We start from the raw sequence: 16,997 nt of genomic DNA on the forward strand, positions 1-16,997 counted from the left end.
CCCTACTCGTCGGCGTCTCCGCCGGCAACGTCCACGACAGCGAAGGACTGAAGCCCATGGTCGAGGGTCACCAAACGAAACACGACCCCCACCGAGGACGCCACTTCAAGCCGCAGCGACTCCATGCGGACAAGGCCTACGACGTTCCCCACCTGCGGAAATGGCTATGGGGGAAGCGCATCAGCGTGCGCATCGCCCGCAAAGGAGTCGAGTCCAGTGAACGATTAGGGCGCCGCCGATGGGTCATCGAACGCGCCATGTCATGGCTGTCCGGCTACCGGCGCCTCAGCCCCCGCTACGAACGAAATCCCCGCAACTACCTGGCATTTCTCGGACTCGCCGCAGCACTCTGCTGCTACAAGCGGCTCGTCCGCCTCACCACGTAGGACACGGTCTTAGTGCGGCCGAGCTGTTGAGGACGTCACTGGGTAGCTCAACGTCCTTGAACACCCAGCCGTCACTTCGGGTCAGGTCGACCGTCCAGACGGTCTTGCCGTCCGCCGTGTGAACGCTGGTGGCCTGGATCTTGAAGTCGCTGAAGAGTGTGGTCTGCGCTCGGCCTTTGAAGTCGATGGTCAGTGTGTTGTAGCCGAACCCCTCCGTCCGGTCCATGAGCCAGCCGGTTGCCTCGGAGAAGTCGATGGGTGCGTCCTGCGGTTCCTCTCGCTTGGCCAGGTCCCTGGCCCAGTTCCGGGCGAACTGGTCCAATACCAACTCGTCGGTCTGCGGGTGGTCCGAGGCCCGTTCGTAGCTGACCGCGATGGCCGCCCCGATCTGGTACAGGTGATCCAAGGTGAACCGGCCGCCGCAGGTGTCGTACACCTGGAAGAGGAACGCTGAGAGGCCGCCGGTCACCGACTGGCTCGCGTTGTTTCCCCTGTTGGTAGCGTCCGGCTTGACCATGCCGTTGACGTACCAGGGCGCGCCTTCCTTGAATTCGGACGGGATAGCCACCGCGCCGGGCTTCACCCGGGGCCTGTCGCTGGTCTTCCGGCCACCGCGCTTGATCGCAAGGTCGTTGACCCACGAGTCGAGGGGCGCAATGGCCGCGCCGCTCTCCACCCGGTAGACGTCCACGGTCTTACTTCCGGGAACTATGACGTAGTGCCCGGCTCCACGCTTGAAGTCGACGTGCTCGCCCAACTCGTCGGCGTACTGCTCGGTGTCGACGCCTTCGGGTAGCCGGTACACGTACTGGAGACCGCCCCGGCCGGTACGGATGGTCAGCGTGTGGGACAGCTCACCGTGCTCGGCCTGGAGCCTCTCGGCGGTCTCCGCCCCCTTCTTGTCGCCGTACGTGTCGACGTCGGGCACGCCCAGCCCATCCAGCCGCCAGCCGAAGTTGAGACGGCCGCTGCGCGCGTGGAACCACCCCGTGATGACATCGGGGTCCGTGGTGGCGTCGTCCAGGCCGTTCGGGGCTAGCGCGCCGTGGGGGTGCTTACCACTTCGGCAATCCTCACCGGTCTTGCGATCCTTTCCGTGGCAGGTGCACCGGCCGTCCTTGTCGACGGTGTAGCAAGGCAAAATCGGATGACCCGCAGTCGCGAGAGCCAGTGCGTTTTCGAGCACTCGCCGGGTGTCTTCGATCGGGACCATTCCGGGACCTGCGTAAATGTCGAGTGGTGACCCGCCAATAGCGAATTGCAAGCGCGCCAAGCCGCGTGATTCCATGGGTGATGAGCCTCCTAGCTCGTGATTTGATGGTGCGTTGGCCGCTCAGATAGTTGGTGGTGCTCCTGCTGAGCAGCTGATTCAGGTGATGCGGTATGAGTCCCGGATTTGGCCGTCCGGGACTCAGCCGTTTCCGGGGTCAAGGCGCTCAGCCGCTCGTGGGCCGAAGAGAAGAATGAGAAGCCTTATCCGTTCGGCGTCACGCAGTTCGGTGGCGTCCCAGCGGACGGTGGGCTTCGGCTTGGGCGCTTCAGGCTGAGGCGGGGCGGTCATTCCGACACCTCGACCCGCTCAAAGAAGGTCTCCATGGGGGCGCCGAGCGCAGCGGCGAGGGAAGCCATGGCCGGGCTGCTGGGGATGCACCGACCACGCTCGTACTTGATGATCGTTGTGTAGACGCACCCGACTTGGTCCGCCAGCTGGCGCAGGGTGAGCTGTTGGTCGGCGCGAACGCGGCGCAGGGCGGCGGGGTTGAACTGCAACAGGGCAGGCATGGTGAGCGTTCCCTAGAGGGGAAGATTCGCACCATCGAGGGTGCCGGTACTGGCCCCGACCAAACGTCGGTCCAACCACGCGGTCTTCGAGCCTGATGCTCTTCCCGCCCCGGTCTCTCCCCGCTGTTCCGGTCTCTCGTCCCAACGGACGGCCGGGCGGCTGTGGCCTGCTGCATCTCCTACGAAACCAGCACCCGGCTACTTGCCACAAGCCCCGTAGGCACCATGCGCGCACCGCAAGCTCACGGGCTGTGACGACCCCCTGGTGAGGCCCCTCAGCGACCTCCGCGGCTGTCACAGGAAGTGTCGAGGACACCCACGAGAGGTGAGTGCCGGCGGGTGCCCAGGAGCTGACCGTCCTCGTACGCACGGGCCCCGGCCAACGGTGGGCCCGTCCCGGTCTTCCGTGGGGTCTCCGGCGGCCTCTCGTGGCCAGGCAGCAGGACCAACAGGTCTTCATTCCGCTAGAGTTGGTTTCATCGCGAGCCCGTAACCGACGTAGTCGGGTAGGCCGCCCTCGTGACAGACCACCCCACCCCGGTGGCAGCACTTGGGTTGTATGCGCAGCCCCCGCGATGGGGGCCGTGTTCGCCGGTCGCGTGCCCATAAGGAACGCGCCCCCCGTTCTGTCGAGCCTTGGGGGTGCATCTCGCTTACCCCTGCTACCCCCGTTATGAGGGATCACAGCCGCACCCGCCCCGGCCAGGCACCGAGAGCCAAGACACGTCGGCACGGCCTCAGCAAGACCTCACGTACATCACGTGGTGGTCGGCTGAGAGCTGCGTGCCACAGTCCGACCGCCAGGAAGGTAAGTCGGACCGTTGAACCTCTCTCTCGGTGTCAAGGTGCTCGTGGTCGTCACCTGCACGCTGTTCTCCGCCCTCGTCGGCATCGGAGCGGGCTGGCTCCATCACAGCCCCGGAGCCCGTAGGCGGGACGCAGTCCTCTTCGGCGGAGTCGCGTTCGGAGGCACTCTCACGCTGTGCCTGACCGTGCTGGGTGCGGTTGGGGTGCTTTCCGGCGGAACCGCGTGAACGTGCGGAGGCCCCGGGGTACGGCCCGGTACCTCGGGACTTCGCCGCAGGTCGGCGCACGGCAGGCCTGACTCTGTGTCAGATCTAAATTTGCGCTATACTCTTAAGAGTTGGTCCGTTTACCGAGCTACAGCTCACATGCACGGTTCAATTCCGGCGGGGGCTATCCTCGCGGTCATCTTTATGCTGTGGGACCTGTTTGACCTGTCCGAACGCATCAGAGAATACCGCAAGAAGTCAACTGCAAGAAGAGCGAGTTCAAAGAAGAAGAGAAGGGCGGTGGTCGGTATGAGTAGATTCAAATTGTTCATGTCGACCGCGAGCGTGGCCAACGCAGCGGTACATGTGGCTGAAGCCCCGTAAACGGCATAACAGAAAGAGGGTCCACCGAACGCGGTGGGCCCTTCTTCATTTTCATGAGGGCAAGTGCCTCAATGGGGTTTGAGGGCGCGGCGGGCCGAGTTGATGACGTTGTGGGCGTCAGCGCCGTAGACGGCGGACTCGCTCAGCGTGCGCCAGACACGGAGGTAGGTGGCCACGCTGTCGGCGTCATCGATCCAGAGTTCGGCGTGCCAGTCCTCGACGACCGCCAGACGTTCGTCATAGACCCAGAACGAGTTGCCCGGCCAGATCTTGAGGGAGGCCGTGAAGGGGATGATGCCGAGTTCGACGGTGTCCAGCCCGATGGCGCTGGCCAGGTGGTGAAGCTGCGTCGCGAGGACGGACGGCGGGCAGATCAGGGAGTGCAGCGCCCCCTCCCAGACCATGATCCGGTACTTACGGCCGGGGCGGTAAAGCCCCTCCTGGCGCTGGATCCGGGCGCGAACGGCGTCCTCGGTGTCCCGTGGGGAGCGCATCAGGTCGGCGTGCCGGTTGAAGGTGTGCCGGGCGTAGTCCGGCGTCTGGAGCATGCCGGGGATGAGGACGTTCTCCCAGATCGTGAGGACACGGGAGCGCTCGTGCTCCACGGTGGCGGCGTCCTGGACGGCCCGGTGTCCGGCGGCGAGCTGCCGACGCCAGGAGCGGATGTGCGACTCGAACCCCCGGAGCCTGGCCAAGAGGTCGTCGTACGATTCGGGCTGGCCGGTGCCGTCGGCCCAGGCGCGCAGGTCCTCGGCGGTGGCCGTCTGCCTGCCGTTCTCCAGCTTGCTGACCTTGACCTTGGTCCAGCCCGCGCCGAGGCGTTCGGCGAGCTGAGTACCGGTGAGACGGCCGTCCGGGCACGTGAACCGCAGCTCTCGGAGCCGGGCGCCAAGTGCCTCACGAGCCTGCTGGTAGTCCGTGCTCACCGGTACTCACCTGCCTTACCCGTTCGTGTTCAGGCGCGCCGCGAACTCCCTGGACGGGACGGCGTAGTGCTGGGCCACGTCGCGCAGCCGGTTGTACTGGTTCACACGTGCCGGCTCGGTGATGAGTTCCGCGCCCTGGAGGACGTCCGCGTCATCGAAGATGCACAAGGCGACGATGTGGGAGTCGAAGATCCAGAAGTCCTCATCGGGGAGGTTGACGCGCTTGGCGTCGTCGCGCCACATGTTCCGGACCTCTTCGCCCAGGGCCGCGTTGTACTCGGCGTGCGCCAGCAGATACAGCTGTCCCTCGGTCGGCGGGTTGTCCAGGATCCGCACCCGACCGACGTACGCCCCGCCCTGTGTCTTGGGGAGGATGGTGCGGGCCCACGGGGCGTCCATGTCCCACTTCGGCTCCTCGCCCCTCACGAACTGGGCGTAGGTCTCCTCCTGCTGGTCGACGGCGTAGCCCTTGCGCATCTCCAGGTGCCAGGCGGAGTGCTGGAAGTTCTCGAAGAGCCGGGCGAAGGTGGCCGGGTCGAGGATGCGCGGTTCGGTGTCGCGGTCTTTGGGGCCGAAGTCGATCAGGGTGTTGCGCGGGACCACGATCGGAATCTCGTCCTCGTCCAGGTGCTGGAGCTGGGCGATGGAAGCCGGGTCGGTGAGGCGAGGGCCGTGCACGATGATCTCGCCGGAGTCGAGGTCCTCATGGATCGCGGGGCAGGAACCGCCGCCGCTACCAGTGCCGTTGAAGCGCAGTCGTCGCGCCATGACCAGTTCCTTCCCTCTGGGGACTGATCTCCCAAGCATCACGAAGACCAACGCCCGGTTCACGGGGTTCGGTTGCCCTTCGTGGATAACATCGCGTAACTCCGCCCCGGTATCAAGAAACTTCGAGAAACTCCCGTAGCGATCAGCGGTGGCCGGTTTCTAGCGTCCGGTTCATGGCACCGAAGAAGACGCAGGACGTCACTGACACTCAAGCAGCGGTAGAGGCTCTCAGAGCCGCCCTGGACGGCGCGGGGATCGTGCTCCCGTCGCTGAGGGTCGACCCGGCTTCGCCCGGGTTGCAGCTGGTCGAGCTGGGACGGGTGCGCGCCGACGTTGCCGTCCGCCTCGCCAAGGCACTCCAGCCGGAAACCCGTGAGTGAGCAGCCGGAGGGCGCTCTGGTCTTCGACACGGGCCGGGACGAGCTGGGCTACGTGATGGGGCACGAAGGTCCATACGTCCAGCTACGGCCGGTCGCGGGCGGGCGAGAGTGGGACGCCGACCCCGCTCACGTCCGCCCGGCCACCCAGGATGAGCGTCTCGAAGCCGTGCGCGTCCGAACCCGCGCCATGAACTTCTTCAGCAGCAACGGCGGAGCCTTCCCGTGACCGCCCCAACCGAGGACCCCTCGACCATGTCCGCGGAGTGCGCGCTGGCCCAGCAGCCGGGTTACTCCAAGCTGCACAGCGAGTGCCGCCAGACCAGGGACATCCCCCTCCCCCACGGCCGGGGGATCCTGCTCATACCCCGCTGCACCTGCCCCCACCACCGCTACAGCTCGCCCAGGTGACGCCCCCTCACCAACGCCCCAGACTCCGCCCGACCAGCAACTGAGCCTCGCCCCAATTCGACCGGGGTGGGGCTCAGTTGCATCTCGCCGAAGACTCTGTCCGCATGCGCTACGCTATGTACATCCGAGCTGCTGAATATGAATAAGGCACTCGGTAGACAGCCATGCTGGAGTCGACCCCTCGGCCGTGAGCCGAGTAGACGCGGGTTCGACGGTGAAAGCATGGTGCCGTGGGGGGCCAACGGTTAGACGCTTGTGCTGGGCGACATCAGCACACCCGAGAACATTTGCGCACGCGTCAGCGCGGGTGTCTCGGTCCGAACCGTAGGGTTCGGATCGAGGCTGCCTGCGCACCCGATCCGACCCATGACAGGGAAGGTAAGGATCGGTGGACGGCACCGCCATCACCATCATCATTCTCGCCATCGCTGGCGTGGTCACCTTGCTGATCTTCGTCCTGAAGGGCGTACTCGATCAGCTCCCCGACCTCTTTGAGTCCGCGCGTAAGGCGCGCGAGGCCTGGGAGCAGCTGACCAAGAAGAACGACGAGGCCCCGCGGCCGGACGAAACCGAGGAGCAGCCGCCCCCGGTCATCCCCTCTGCGGACGAGGAGCCGCCCGCTGCCGCGTAAGAAGTCCCGGGCTTCCGTGAGGTCTCGACGCACGAGATCCCGCTCCGGGACACCGGGGCCCATTAGGCACACGAGAGGCCACGGGAGACACCGCCCGTGGCCTCGTGCTGCGGAACGTCGTACCCGCGTCAGACCGCCCCGGCGAGACCGGCTGCGTCGCCGATGGCCTTCAGTGCATCTGTCCACGGTGCCCCGACCATCAACTCGTTGAAGGCGACCATACCGAAGAACAGGAAGAAGAAGGCGACGTAGGGCGACGCCTCCATCGGGTCGCCCTCGATGCTGTACGTCGGCGTGAGCAACAGCTCCAGATGCTCGCCCGACTCACGGTAAAAGGCTCCGGCCGCCACGAGGGTGGCGTGCGAGAGCTGGGTCTCAGCGAGCCAGGACTGGAGCAGCCCACCACCCAGACGGCCAAGGAGGTTGCTGGTGTTGATGTACGTGTTGGCCGGGTTGCCCGGGATCACCGCGTCGCGTACGGCGTCGGCCGCCTCGGCGTCGTACTGATACCCGCCGTCATCCGCAGCTTTGCGCGGGCCACCATGCTTGTGCTGGTGCGCCTTGTTCATGGAGTCCACGGCGTCCTCGCCGTCCCTGACAAGCCACTGGAGGTGCGCAACGTACTCCACCATCAACCGCCGGTTCGGCGCGGCTTCGTGGCCAAGGCCCCGATCGTGCAGGACGACCACGGCGGCGGCCTGTCGGTGAAGGGCTGCCACCATGCCCCAGCCGACCTGGAAAGGACGGCAGTCCTCAGGGGCCGGAGCATGATCGGCAGCACCGCCGTCCAGCAGCGCAGTCAGAGCCTTCAGGCCAGGCACTGCCCGCCTGTTCAGCTCTGCGAGATCTACCGTCATACGTAGATCGTCCCGCGTGCCGCGCCCCGTGCGCACCGGAATTTCCCATCTGCCCAGCCTTAGGGCGGCGCAGCCCCGTGGCGGGCTCTGCGTGGGCGTCCCCGGGCATGAGAGCGCCCCGCCGGTCCCTCGGCCCGGCGGGGCGTCTCTGTGCGGCGAGAGGGCCGTCTGTGGGCTCAGGCGGCGATGGCCAGGCGGAAGGGGATCGAGGAAGAAGCGGTACCCCCCCGTCATTGGGCCGGGCACGCCCATTTCCGGGGGTACCGCTTCTTCCTGGGCCAGGAGGCGAGGGTCAACCCTGCCCTCGATGCGCAATGCCGGTACGAGGTCGGGGACCCACACCGGCTGGCCAGCGTCGGGCAGGGCAGACATGACCTGGTCCCAGACCCCGCAGTTGCGCCACCTCTTGTAACGGGAGTGGATGCCCTTCCAGGGACCGAACCGCTCGGGGAGCTGTTCCCAGAGGCAACCGGTGCGGGCCTTGTAGAACATCGCGTCGAGCATGGTGCGCCCTGGCCGGCACCTGTGGTTGGGGGGGGTCCCACGCCTTGAAGATCGGCTCGGCCAGCGCCCACGTCTCGTCGCTCAGCTCGTCCGGAACCAGCCGCCCGTGGGCTTTGAACCACTCGGCCATCGAGCAGACCAGGCCGACCCTCGGTTTGGGGACCTCGCCCGTGATGGTGACCTTCACGTCCAGCAGCGCCAGCACCTCCATTTGCTTGGCCGAGGTCATGTCGGCCAGCCGCTCACGGGCTCGGGTGGCCAGGGCGACGAGGTCACTGGCGCGCTGCTCGGCAGCCTCGGTCTCCTGGGCCCAGGCGGCGGCCTCGTCCCGCATGGTGCGCAGTTGGCCAAGCTCCTCGTTCAGCTGCTGCGTGGCCGCCTTCACCGCGACTGCGGGCAGCCCCGCCTTGGCGTAGTCGACTGCGGTAGTGGTGATGGCCTGCTCAAGTTTGCTGATCTGGGTGTCCAGCTCGGTCGTGTCACCGTGCTTCGCCGCGCCGTCCTTGGTGAGCCTGGCGCCGTGTCCGGCGTGTGTGCGGGCAGGGTCGCGGAAGACAGAGACGGCCTTGAGCGTCGAGTCGGACACGAGCTTTGCCCGCACGTTCCCGGCGGACCAGGGCTTGCCCGACCTGGTGAAGATGCCCGTCGCGTTTAGGCGCGCGGCGACCTCGCGGGTGTTCATGGCCCGACGCACCACCATCCGCCACATCACCTTGAGGATGCGGACCTCGCGAGCGTCCTTGACCAGGAACGAGCCCTTCTTGCCCTTGCCCTCGATCCGGTAGCTGTACGGGGGCTCACCACCCGGCCAGCCACCCCGGACAGCCTTCGCCTGGATGCCGTCCTGGAACTGCTCCCGGATGGTGTTGTAGTCCATCTCGGCGAACATCGCGTACATCTGAAGCTGTGCCAGGCCGCCAGTGGTGGTCGTGTCGACGATCTCCTGAGTCGCCGAGATGAAGCCGACCTCCATGGCTTCCAAGGCCCAGATGATGTTCCAGAACGCTTTGCCGGGCCGGCCGATGCGGTTGAACTTGTGGACTAGGACACCGTCGAACTTCCCGGCCTTGGCGTCGGCCAGCAGGCGGTTCAGCTGGGGGCGGCTGGTCAGCGAGCCCGAGACGCCCTCGTCCTTATAGACGTCGTAGACGACCCAGCCTCGGCGCGTGACGTACGGCGTGGTCCTTGGCTGCTCGGCGTTCGGCGTCGGCGGCCAGGCGGGCGTTCTCGGCGGCAGCTCGGGCGCGGTCGTCGGCCGCGCGCTCGGGCTGGACCGCCGCAGCCACCGCTTCGACGAGACGCTGTTCCTCGGTCCGGGCGTCGTCCAGCGGCTGCTTCAGTTCGGCAACGCCCTGCTGAAGCGGGGCTGTCGCCTCGATGGCGTCGGCCTGGTCGAGCAGCACGGTGGCCTTGGCCTGGAGGCTGATGGCTTCGCCGCGCAGTGTGAGGGCCTGCACGTCGTGGCCGCGCAAAGCCTCAGGGAACTGAGCCCGCAGCTCAGCGGGAATCGCGTCCAGCGGGTTGGTGGTCATGAGCGGGCTCCGGGAGGAGCGAGGGCAGCGGGCCGGAGCCGCGCGGCTGGGGCGGGACGACACCCGTCGGGGCGGTCGTGAAGGGGTGCCGGCCGGGGTCGACGCTGACGCGCTGGGGGCTCTTGCCGTGGCGCAGGTCGAGAGGCTGGATGTCCGCGGACCCCTGGTTGCAGCTCACCGAACCGGCCAGGGCACCGCCCCGGGGGTCGGGCTCTGTGGTGTGCGCTGCCCCACAGCCAGCTTGAGCTGTATCACAAGATCGCCACGAGGCAGGCTCGTACGTCTTTCTGGAGCGCCCGGCTCGCGATGATCCTGGGGTTCGGGCTGCTAGGCCTGTTCGTCGTGGTGGCGTACAACGCGAGCACGACAGCGGGGGCGGTCGTCGCTGGCGGTTTGGGCGCGGTGTCGGCAGCCCTGGCCGGGTTCATCAGCAAGACGCTCGTCAGGTCGCAGGAGACGGCTGCCGGTCACTTGAAGGCGTACTTTGAGCAGCCGCTGGAGTTCTCGCGGTTCCTGGCGGCCGAACGGCTGGTCGCCGACTCCGGAATGACCCAGGAGCAGCGGGCCGAGATAACCGCGGAGTTGGCCAGGGCGATCGTCGTGCGCCCCGGCGCCACACCTGACGCCGGGGGCAACGCGCCCAAGCCCGAGGGGAACGGGGCGGCCAACTAGCCCTCTCAGAGGCCCAAGAGCGGGGACGGTTGCAGAAGACGAAGGCCTCGTCGGAGCGTACGCCACCGGCCGCGCACACCCCCGTGGCCCTCCAGCGGGACGTTCGACCCTTTCACCTTCGTGTTCAGGATGTGGGTCTCACCTCGATCGCGCCGTACTGCACGCACCGAACAGGACGCGTGTCCGCCTTGGCAGTTACCCGATTTTCATGCCGAGCGGGAACCTCTGGCTGAGAGCGATACGTACTATTCCCGGACCGAGCCGGGCTGCGGAACAACTGGTCCGCTCAAGGCCCTCAAGGACAGCCTTTCTACGCAGGGACGGGAGCTCAGCTAGTCATGGCCGACAACTCCGAACCGCCGAAGCAGATCACCCCGATCATCAGCGCCGTGATGTACATCTGCGCGCTCGTCGCTGGCGTCACGCTGGTCGTGACTGGCAGCGCAACGCCTACAGAAGCCACCGGGTTCATCGCTCCGTTCTTGGTCATCTTCGAGGGTGTGAAAGGCCACTTCTCCTGAGCGGCCAGCGCGGGCTAGTCGCCCTCGTCTTCCGGGCACGTGGGGTACGAGCTGGGCCGCTGAGACCTAGACGAGTAAGTCCGATGTGTTCAGTGATCGAATGCGATCAGGGACCGCGTGACAGGCTGGCCGGTCTTGTGGTTACGCCAGATGGCTGCGGCCAGGGCGAGGACGCGCTGGGCGACGCGGACCGCGACGCCCTCAGCGGTGCGGCCGCCGTGCACTGCTGCGGCAGATACGGGAACATCGACACCAGGTGCACGTTCGCGTAACGCAGCCAGCGTGTCTCGGAGTGGAAGCCGAGCAGAGCCTGCGCGACCGCGAGGGTGACCAGCTCGGAGTCGCTCAGCCGCGGCGGCCTGCCCATCCCGCGATGGGTCTCCAGCCCGTCATCGATCTTCACGTACAGTGCGGTCAGCAGGGTGTCCACGTTCTCGTTCGTCACACAACGATCTTGGGCACCCTCTTCTCACCCCGGGGCGGCAGGCAGCACGGTGGCTACTCAGTCGAGGTCAGAGGCTCGGTCTGGAAAGAAGTCGGCGCTTTGGACGTACTCCATCGCTTTGGTGAACTCCGGATCGCCGAGGCGGCGTTCCATCTCCTGCGGGCTCAGGTCTTCCACGCGGGTCTGGATCCAGTACAGGTTGCCCAGCGGGTCGCGCACCCGCCCGACCCGGTCGCCGAAGAACAGGTGGGTGACCTCAGTGACCGAGGTGCCGCCGGCCGCAACGGCCTGCCGGTGCACGGCGTCGGCGTCCTCGACGTAGAGACGGAGGAAGCCGGGGGTCGGCGGCCACTCCGGCCGCGCGTCGAACATCATCACCACCGAGTCGCCGATCCGCACCTCCGCATGCTCGATGCTTCCGTCCTTGCCGGCCAGGCACGCGAGTTCCTCCGCGTCGAACGCCCTCTTCATGAAGTCGATGAGCTGCACTGTGTCGCGCGAGATGATCCACGGCGTCACGGTGTTGTAGCCCTGGCGAACCGGCTTGACGGACATCTGACTGCCTCCTGGGGCGAGTGCCTCGACGTGGTGATGACGCTAGTTCCGCTCTAGGTCAATTGCTGTCCCAGAGGTGCCCGATGGATGACGACGCACGTCACCCACCAGAGTCGTCCGGGATGAGTGCACCGCTCACAAACAGGATCTCGCCAGACAGGCCAGCCAGACATAGGACTTGATCGTCTAGGGCTCGTCGGTCTGCTCAACACAGGTCCCGCGGCACCGCGATAGGTTCAACCATGCGATCTCGAACGAACGGCATGTGGTGGGGTACGGCCGTCGAGGCACCGGACCCGGGACTCCTGGCCCGCTTCTACGCGGGACTGCTGGAGTGGCCGATCGTGCACGAGGAGCCCGGGACGGCTGTCGTCGCCCCACCCCAGGGAGCCGTCTACATCGTCTTCCAGGAGGCCGTCGGTTATCGGCCGCCCGCCTGGCCGCCGGTCGACGGTGAGCAGCGCACGATGATGCACCTCGACTTCCAGGTGGCCGACCTGGACGCGGCGGTGGCCGAGGCCGTCGCCATGGGAGCGGTACTCGCCCCGGATCAGCCGCAGGACCACGTACGCGTGCTGTTCGATCCCGCCGGTCACCCCTTCTGCCTGTGCCGCGACGACGGGTAGGAACAGGACCCGCGAAATTCGTACGCGTTGGCTGCGCGGGGTCCCGTAGATTCCCGGCGGGGGCCTGCCCGAGGTGCTCCGGATCTGAGGGGGCGTCGATGACCGTGGAGTCGATACCGGTGAAGGCGGCGCCGAAGTCGCTGGTGTGGGACGGCGACGAGCTGGTCTCCGGGGTCGGGGGCGGTCGGCGCTGGGGCCGCGACGGGGAGACACGGGAGGAGTCCTTCGCGTGGAGCTTTCCGTTCGACGCCGGGACCGCCTCGGTCTCGGGGCCCTACTCCGCGGTGTACCAGGAGCGTGGCACCAAGGGGGTGTTGCTCGAAGGCGAACGGGTCGTGCGAGAGCTGAACCGCAGCTACTACCGTGCGCCGGCCTACGACTACCCGCTCGCCCTGGGCAGACTGGGCGACGGGCGGGAGGTCGTCGTGCACTGCCCCGACGAATACAACGTCCAGATCGAGGACGCGGCGAACGGCGAACGGCTGACCGCGGGCGGGCGCGAGCCGAAGGACGTCTTTCACTCCAGGCTCGACCTGAGCCCGGACGGCCGCTATCTGCTCTCGATCGGGTGGTTCTGGCAGCCCTTCGGGACGGCCCTGGTCTACGACACGGCGCTCGCGCTCAGCGACCCCGGCACCCTGGACGGCGAGGGCGTGCTGCCGACAGCGGCGGTCACGAACGGGGAGGTGACGGCGGGCTGTTGGCTCGACGGCGACCGGCTGGTGCTGGCGACGGGCGCGGAGGAGTGGGACGAGGAGGAGAGAGCCGGGCTTCCGCCACGCCACCTCGGCGTGTGGTCGGTGTCCGAGGGACGCTGGCTCCACCGCAGCCCCGCCGGCGATGCCGAACCGGGTGTCCTGCTCCTGCCCCGCAGCGATCAGGTGATCTCGTTCCCCGGCCACCCGCGACTGCTCGACACGGCTACCGGGCGCGTCGTCGCGGAGTGGCCCGAGGTCGGCGTACCCGTCAAATGCACCTGCTTCGGCTACAGCCGGGTACCGACCCCCGTCGCCGCCCTCCACCCCGACGGCACACAGCTGGCCGTCGCGCAGGCGGAGCGCATCGCCCTCATCACGCTGCCGTGACCGGTCGGCCGTGCGGACGGCGTTCCGTCGTCGCCCCGGTCAGGAGCCCCGGTCAGGACGTCGCCCGCTCGTGGTACGACCGCCGGGTGTGCTCCGTGTGTTCGCGCATGAGGGTGGTCGCCAGCTGCTCGTCCCGGGCCGTGATCGCCGCGATCAGGCCGCGGTGTTCGATCCAGGACTGGTGGCCGCGCTGGCGGGCCACCGGGGTGTAGTACCAGCGGACCCGGCGGTCGACCTGGGCGGCGAGTTCGGCGAGGACCGTGTTGCCCGCGAGGTCCATGATCTTGGTGTGGAACGCGGCGTTCAGGGCGACGGCCCCGTCCACGTCGTCCGCGGCGACCGCCTTCTCGCCCTCGGCGCAGAGGGATTCGAGGGCGGCCACTCCCGCACTGCCCGCGTTGGCCGCCGCCAGCCGGGCCGCCTCCGCCTCCAACAGGGTGCGGACGGTGAGGAGTTGGTCGGCCTCGTCTTCCGTGGGCTCGTGGACGAACGCACCCTGGGCGGGCCGCAGGTCGACCCAGCCCTCGGTGTTCAGCCGCTGGAGCGCCTCGCGCACCGGCTGCCGGGAGACACCGAGGTGGCCGGCGAGTTCGCTCTCGACCAGGTGCTGGCCGGGCTGCAGGGAGCGGGTGGTGATGAGTTCCAGCAGCGCCTCGTAGACGCGGTCGCGGAGCGGTCCGGGGCGTTCGAGCTTGGGTACCGCGCCCTGCGGCAGTCCGGCTGACAACATCGGGTCCCCCTTCGGCAGACACCCGTTACGAGCGAACACTCAGTATCGATTGTCTTTCGTCTACAGTCTACGGCGCACAACTGCCAGGGGAAGCGGGAGTTGACCACGTCACACCGCAGAACGCGCTCTCACGGACAGCGCACGACCTGGCCCGCGTACGACAGGTTGCCGCCGAAGCCGAACAGCAGGATCGGGTCGCCGCCGGAGACGCGCCCCTGTTCGACCAGCTTGGAGAGGGCCAGGGGGATGCTGGCGGCGGAGGTGTTGCCCGATTCGGTTACGTCGCGGGCGACGACCGCGTTGACGGCGCCGATCTTCGCGGCGAGGGGTTCGATGATCCGCAGGTTGGCCTGGTGCAGCACCACCGCCGCGAGGTCCACGGGGTCCACCCCGGCCTTCTCGCAGGCGCGCCGGGCGATGGGCGGCAGCTGGGTGGTGGCCCAGCGGTAGACGCTCTGCCCCTCCTGCGCGAACCGGGGCGGGGTGCCCTCGATCCGTACGGCGTGGCTCATCTCGGGGACGGAGCCCCACAGCACCGGTCCGATCCCGGGCTCCTCGCCCGGTCCGCACGCCTCGACCACGGCCGCGCCCGCCCCGTCGCCGACCAGGACACACGTCGTACGGTCGGTCCAGTCCGTGACCTCGGACATCTTGTCGGCGCCGATGACGAGCGCACGGGTGGCGGCGCCGGCCCGGACGGTGTGGTCGGCGGTGGCGAGCGCGTGGGTGAAGCCGGCGCACACGACGTTGACGTCTATCGCGGCGGGCTGCGGGATGCCGAGCCGGGCGGCGACGCGCGCGGCGGTGTTCGGGGAGCGGTCGATCGCCGTGGAGGTGGCGACCAGGACCAGGTCGATGTCCGCGGGGGTGAGGCCGGCCGCGGCGAGGGCCTTGGCCGCGGCGTGCGCGGCCAGCTCGTCGACGGGTTCGTCGGGTCCGGCGATGTGCCGGGTGTTGATGCCCACCCGGCTGCGGATCCACTCGTCACTGGTGTCGACCATGCCCGCCAGGTCCTCGTTGGTGAGTACCTTTGCGGGCTGGTAGTGGCCGACGGCGGCGATGCGCGAGCCGTTCATGGGTGGTGGGTCCCCCTCGTTGCCTCGGTGTGGGCCCACCAGTCTGTTCAGTGACTCACGGGTACGACGGCACGTAAGGCCACAGGAAACGGGCGCCCGAGTTGTCGGCTTCTTGCAGACCCTCGGACGCCCGAGCATTCCCGGCGGTCACCCGTTGAACAGTTGTGTCGCCTTCTGTACGAGTTCGTACACCCCGTAGGCGAACGGCGCGCCGACCCAGAGCCAGGCGACGGCGATCAGCCAGCGGCGGTCCGGCTCAGGCCGGCTGCTCTCGTTCGACATCGACGGCCTCCCTCGGGGCGGGGATGTGGTGGCGGACGTGGACGGGCCGGACCAGCTCGTTGGCGATGAACCCGACGACGAGCAGGCCGATCATGATGCCGAAGGACAGGGTGTACAGGTCGGAGCCGTGCTTGCCCGCGTCCTTCTGGTGGTCGGCGATCCAGTTGACGATCAGCGGCCCGAGCACCCCGGCGAGGGACCAGGCGGTGAGCAGCCGGCCGTGGATGGCGCCGACCTGGTAGGTGCCGAAGAGGTCCTTCAGGTAGGCGGGGACGGTCGCGAAGCCGCCGCCGTAGAAGGAGAGGATCACCAGTGCGCAGAGGATGAACAGCGGCTTGGAGGAGTCGCCGAAGAGGGCGATGAGCAGGTACATCAGGGCGCCGACGCCGAGGTAGACGCGGTAGATGTTCTTGCGGCCGATCAGGTCGGAGGTGGACGACCAGCCGATGCGGCCCGCCATGTTGGCGGCGGACAGCAGGGCGACGAACCCGGCCGCCGCGGACACCGTCACCGGGGTGGAGCTGTCGGCGAAGAAGTCCGTGATCATCGGGGCGGCCTTCTCCAGGATGCCGATGCCCGCGGTCACGTTCATGCAGAGCACGACCCACAGGCACCAGAACTGCGGGGTGCGGATCGCGCTGTTCGCGGAGACCTGCACGCCCTCGAAGGCGCTCGGCACGTCCACGACCGGCTTCTCGGTCCGCGGGACACGGATCAGCAGCACGCCGAGGGTCATGAAGACGGCGTACGACAGCCCGTGCACCAGGAAGGCGAGCGCGATGCCATCGTTGTCACTGCCGAAGGAGGAGAGCATCTGCGCGGACCAGGGCGAGGCGATCAGCGCGCCGCCGCCGAAGCCCATGATGGCGATGCCGGTGGCCATGCCGGGCCGGTCCGGGAACCACTTGATCAGCGTGGAGACCGGCGAGATGTAGCCGATGCCGAGGCCGATGCCGCCGACGAAGCCGTAGCCGAGGACGATCAGCCAGAACTGCTTGGTCTCGGCGCCGAGCGCGGAGATCAGGAAGCCGGTGGAGAAGCAGACCAGGGCGACGGTCATGGCCCAGCGCGGCCCGTTGCGCTCGACGAGGGTGCCGCCGAACGCGGCCGACAGACCGAGCATCACGATCGCGAGCTGGAAGGGCAGCGCGCTCTGGGTGCCGCTCAGGTTCAGCGCGGATTCGAGCGGCGGCTTGAACACGCTCCAGGCATAGGCCTGGCCGATGGAGAGATGGACGGAGAGGGCGGCGGGCGGGACGAGCCAGCGGCTCCAGCCCGGCGGTGCTACAGGGGGGCTGCTCATGAGTCCCGAACGGTAGGGCCACGTCAGGGTGGTTGAGAACCCGACGACTCGATCGTGTGCGTTGAGCGGTATCCAGAATGCGCCGAACGGTCGCTGCCCGAACCCTTGTCCACCCCGACTCCATACTGTAG

The 16,997-nt window shown here is 67.7% G+C and carries 21 protein-coding genes and 3 pseudogenes; 10 read left to right on the forward strand and 14 right to left on the reverse strand.

Going from position 1 to position 16,997, the window contains the following annotated elements; translation table 11 throughout:
- Positions 1-386 (forward strand): transposase (locus tag KVT45_RS43835; protein WP_217555124.1); only part of this gene is annotated, 386 nt, incomplete at its 5' end.
- On the opposite strand, the gene KVT45_RS43840 is transcribed toward KVT45_RS43835, so the two are convergent.
- Positions 376-1,599 (reverse strand): bifunctional DNA primase/polymerase, encoded by a 1,224-nt coding sequence (locus KVT45_RS43840; RefSeq protein WP_217555125.1) that lies wholly within the window; start codon positions 1,597-1,599, stop codon positions 376-378. The genes KVT45_RS43835 and KVT45_RS43840 overlap by 11 nt on opposite strands.
- Before the next feature lie 344 nt (positions 1,600-1,943).
- Positions 1,944-2,168 (reverse strand): helix-turn-helix domain-containing protein, encoded by a 225-nt coding sequence (locus KVT45_RS43845; protein WP_217555126.1) that lies wholly within the window; start codon positions 2,166-2,168, stop codon positions 1,944-1,946.
- A gap of 821 nt (positions 2,169-2,989) precedes the next feature.
- On the opposite strand from KVT45_RS43845, the gene KVT45_RS43850 reads away from it, so the two are divergent.
- Positions 2,990-3,202: a hypothetical protein gene (locus KVT45_RS43850; protein ID WP_217555127.1), complete on the forward strand. Its 213-nt coding sequence runs from the start codon at positions 2,990-2,992 to the stop codon at positions 3,200-3,202.
- Positions 3,203-3,633: 431 nt separating this feature from the next.
- Here KVT45_RS43850 and KVT45_RS43855 read toward each other — a convergent pair whose 3' ends face one another.
- Both KVT45_RS43855 and KVT45_RS43860 read right to left on the reverse strand, forming a co-directional pair.
- Positions 3,634-4,491, reverse strand: a complete 858-nt coding sequence (locus KVT45_RS43855) for a helix-turn-helix transcriptional regulator (protein WP_217555128.1) — start codon at positions 4,489-4,491, stop codon at positions 3,634-3,636.
- A gap of 15 nt (positions 4,492-4,506) precedes the next feature.
- On the reverse strand, positions 4,507-5,259 hold the full coding sequence (locus KVT45_RS43860; protein WP_217555130.1) for a DUF6879 family protein: 753 nt from the start codon (positions 5,257-5,259) through the stop codon (positions 4,507-4,509).
- Between the two features lie 173 nt (positions 5,260-5,432).
- On the opposite strand from KVT45_RS43860, the gene KVT45_RS43865 reads away from it, so the two are divergent.
- The 4 genes from KVT45_RS43865 to KVT45_RS43880 all read left to right on the forward strand — a co-directional run bounded on the left by KVT45_RS43865 (position 5,433) and on the right by KVT45_RS43880 (position 6,678).
- Positions 5,433-5,639 carry a hypothetical protein gene (locus tag KVT45_RS43865; protein ID WP_217555132.1) on the forward strand — a complete coding sequence of 69 codons (207 nt, stop codon included), beginning with the start codon at positions 5,433-5,435 and terminating at the stop codon, positions 5,637-5,639.
- A complete protein-coding gene (locus KVT45_RS43870) occupies positions 5,632-5,865 on the forward strand; it encodes a hypothetical protein (RefSeq protein WP_217555134.1) in 234 nt (77 codons plus the stop codon). The genes KVT45_RS43865 and KVT45_RS43870 overlap by 8 nt, the downstream gene beginning before the upstream one ends.
- On the forward strand, positions 5,862-6,047 hold the full coding sequence (locus KVT45_RS43875; protein WP_217555206.1) for a hypothetical protein: 186 nt from the start codon (positions 5,862-5,864) through the stop codon (positions 6,045-6,047). The genes KVT45_RS43870 and KVT45_RS43875 overlap by 4 nt, the downstream gene beginning before the upstream one ends.
- Before the next feature lie 388 nt (positions 6,048-6,435).
- Complete coding sequence (locus KVT45_RS43880) at positions 6,436-6,678, forward strand: hypothetical protein (protein WP_217555136.1); 243 nt, start codon at positions 6,436-6,438, stop codon at positions 6,676-6,678.
- A 128-nt stretch (positions 6,679-6,806) separates the two neighbouring features.
- Here KVT45_RS43880 and KVT45_RS56960 read toward each other — a convergent pair whose 3' ends face one another.
- The 4 genes and pseudogenes from KVT45_RS56960 to KVT45_RS56970 all read right to left on the reverse strand — a co-directional run bounded on the left by KVT45_RS56960 (position 6,807) and on the right by KVT45_RS56970 (position 9,571).
- Complete coding sequence (locus KVT45_RS56960; RefSeq protein ID WP_254648230.1) at positions 6,807-7,535, reverse strand: hypothetical protein; 729 nt, start codon at positions 7,533-7,535, stop codon at positions 6,807-6,809.
- 429 nt (positions 7,536-7,964) lie between these two features.
- Positions 7,965-8,039, reverse strand: a pseudogene (locus tag KVT45_RS58530) (transposase); the annotation flags it as partial.
- Between the two features lie 868 nt (positions 8,040-8,907).
- Positions 8,908-9,276, reverse strand: a pseudogene (locus KVT45_RS58535) (recombinase family protein); the annotation flags it as partial.
- Positions 9,173-9,571 carry a hypothetical protein gene (locus tag KVT45_RS56970; protein ID WP_254648231.1) on the reverse strand — a complete coding sequence of 133 codons (399 nt, stop codon included), beginning with the start codon at positions 9,569-9,571 and terminating at the stop codon, positions 9,173-9,175. The gene KVT45_RS56970 and the pseudogene KVT45_RS58535, both read right to left, overlap by 104 nt.
- A gap of 258 nt (positions 9,572-9,829) precedes the next feature.
- Between KVT45_RS56970 and KVT45_RS43895 the strand changes: the two genes are divergently transcribed.
- Complete coding sequence (locus KVT45_RS43895) at positions 9,830-10,243, forward strand: hypothetical protein (protein ID WP_368857566.1); 414 nt, start codon at positions 9,830-9,832, stop codon at positions 10,241-10,243.
- Positions 10,244-10,581: 338 nt separating this feature from the next.
- Positions 10,582-10,764, forward strand: a complete 183-nt coding sequence (locus KVT45_RS43900) for a hypothetical protein (RefSeq protein WP_217555142.1) — start codon at positions 10,582-10,584, stop codon at positions 10,762-10,764.
- A gap of 223 nt (positions 10,765-10,987) precedes the next feature.
- Here KVT45_RS43900 and KVT45_RS56975 read toward each other — a convergent pair.
- A pseudogene (locus tag KVT45_RS56975) lies at positions 10,988-11,209 on the reverse strand (IS982 family transposase); the annotation flags it as partial.
- Between the two features lie 57 nt (positions 11,210-11,266).
- On the reverse strand, positions 11,267-11,764 hold the full coding sequence (locus KVT45_RS43910) for a VOC family protein (protein ID WP_217555144.1): 498 nt from the start codon (positions 11,762-11,764) through the stop codon (positions 11,267-11,269).
- Positions 11,765-12,006: 242 nt separating this feature from the next.
- On the opposite strand from KVT45_RS43910, the gene KVT45_RS43915 reads away from it, so the two are divergent.
- Both KVT45_RS43915 and KVT45_RS43920 read left to right on the forward strand, forming a co-directional pair.
- Entirely contained in the window at positions 12,007-12,390 is a 384-nt protein-coding gene (locus KVT45_RS43915) for a VOC family protein (protein ID WP_254648233.1), read from the forward strand.
- Positions 12,391-12,488: 98 nt separating this feature from the next.
- Positions 12,489-13,475, forward strand: a complete 987-nt coding sequence (locus KVT45_RS43920; protein WP_217555146.1) for a hypothetical protein — start codon at positions 12,489-12,491, stop codon at positions 13,473-13,475.
- A gap of 52 nt (positions 13,476-13,527) precedes the next feature.
- Here the strand turns inward: KVT45_RS43920 and KVT45_RS43925 are convergent, their stop codons facing one another.
- The 4 genes from KVT45_RS43925 to KVT45_RS43935 all read right to left on the reverse strand — a co-directional run bounded on the left by KVT45_RS43925 (position 13,528) and on the right by KVT45_RS43935 (position 16,866).
- On the reverse strand, positions 13,528-14,205 hold the full coding sequence (locus tag KVT45_RS43925; RefSeq protein ID WP_217555148.1) for a GntR family transcriptional regulator: 678 nt from the start codon (positions 14,203-14,205) through the stop codon (positions 13,528-13,530).
- A 128-nt stretch (positions 14,206-14,333) separates the two neighbouring features.
- A complete protein-coding gene (locus tag KVT45_RS43930; RefSeq protein ID WP_217555150.1) occupies positions 14,334-15,281 on the reverse strand; it encodes a beta-ketoacyl-ACP synthase III in 948 nt (315 codons plus the stop codon).
- Between the two features lie 147 nt (positions 15,282-15,428).
- Positions 15,429-15,563: a hypothetical protein gene (locus tag KVT45_RS57875; RefSeq protein WP_302832638.1), complete on the reverse strand. Its 135-nt coding sequence runs from the start codon at positions 15,561-15,563 to the stop codon at positions 15,429-15,431.
- Positions 15,538-16,866 carry an OFA family MFS transporter gene (locus tag KVT45_RS43935; protein WP_217555152.1) on the reverse strand — a complete coding sequence of 443 codons (1,329 nt, stop codon included), beginning with the start codon at positions 16,864-16,866 and terminating at the stop codon, positions 15,538-15,540. Before KVT45_RS43935 ends, KVT45_RS57875 begins: the two co-directional genes overlap by 26 nt.
- Positions 16,867-16,997: the final 131 nt, after the last annotated feature.

This window comes from Streptomyces sp. GbtcB6, assembly GCF_019091475.1.
GTDB classification, from domain to species: domain Bacteria; phylum Actinomycetota; class Actinomycetes; order Streptomycetales; family Streptomycetaceae; genus Streptomyces; species Streptomyces hyaluromycini.

What these genes read in the sequence shown, in the direction of transcription:
- KVT45_RS43840 (WP_217555125.1), bottom strand. Translation starts at nt 1,599, where the DNA reads ATGGTCCCGATCGAAGACACCCGGCGAGTGCTCGAAAACGCACTGGCT.
- KVT45_RS43845 (WP_217555126.1), bottom strand. Translation starts at nt 2,168, where the DNA reads ATGCCTGCCCTGTTGCAGTTCAACCCCGCCGCCCTGCGCCGCGTTCGC.
- KVT45_RS43860 (WP_217555130.1), bottom strand. Translation starts at nt 5,259, where the DNA reads ATGGCGCGACGACTGCGCTTCAACGGCACTGGTAGCGGCGGCGGTTCC.
- KVT45_RS43865 (WP_217555132.1), top strand. Translation starts at nt 5,433, where the DNA reads ATGGCACCGAAGAAGACGCAGGACGTCACTGACACTCAAGCAGCGGTA.
- KVT45_RS56960 (WP_254648230.1), bottom strand. Translation starts at nt 7,535, where the DNA reads ATGACGGTAGATCTCGCAGAGCTGAACAGGCGGGCAGTGCCTGGCCTG.
- KVT45_RS56970 (WP_254648231.1), bottom strand. Translation starts at nt 9,571, where the DNA reads ATGACCACCAACCCGCTGGACGCGATTCCCGCTGAGCTGCGGGCTCAG.
- KVT45_RS43900 (WP_217555142.1), top strand. Translation starts at nt 10,582, where the DNA reads ATGGCCGACAACTCCGAACCGCCGAAGCAGATCACCCCGATCATCAGC.
- KVT45_RS43910 (WP_217555144.1), bottom strand. Translation starts at nt 11,764, where the DNA reads ATGTCCGTCAAGCCGGTTCGCCAGGGCTACAACACCGTGACGCCGTGG.
- KVT45_RS43915 (WP_254648233.1), top strand. Translation starts at nt 12,007, where the DNA reads ATGCGATCTCGAACGAACGGCATGTGGTGGGGTACGGCCGTCGAGGCA.
- KVT45_RS43920 (WP_217555146.1), top strand. Translation starts at nt 12,489, where the DNA reads ATGACCGTGGAGTCGATACCGGTGAAGGCGGCGCCGAAGTCGCTGGTG.
- KVT45_RS43925 (WP_217555148.1), bottom strand. Translation starts at nt 14,205, where the DNA reads ATGTTGTCAGCCGGACTGCCGCAGGGCGCGGTACCCAAGCTCGAACGC.
- KVT45_RS43930 (WP_217555150.1), bottom strand. Translation starts at nt 15,281, where the DNA reads ATGAACGGCTCGCGCATCGCCGCCGTCGGCCACTACCAGCCCGCAAAG.
- KVT45_RS57875 (WP_302832638.1), bottom strand. Translation starts at nt 15,563, where the DNA reads ATGTCGAACGAGAGCAGCCGGCCTGAGCCGGACCGCCGCTGGCTGATC.
- KVT45_RS43935 (WP_217555152.1), bottom strand. Translation starts at nt 16,866, where the DNA reads ATGAGCAGCCCCCCTGTAGCACCGCCGGGCTGGAGCCGCTGGCTCGTC.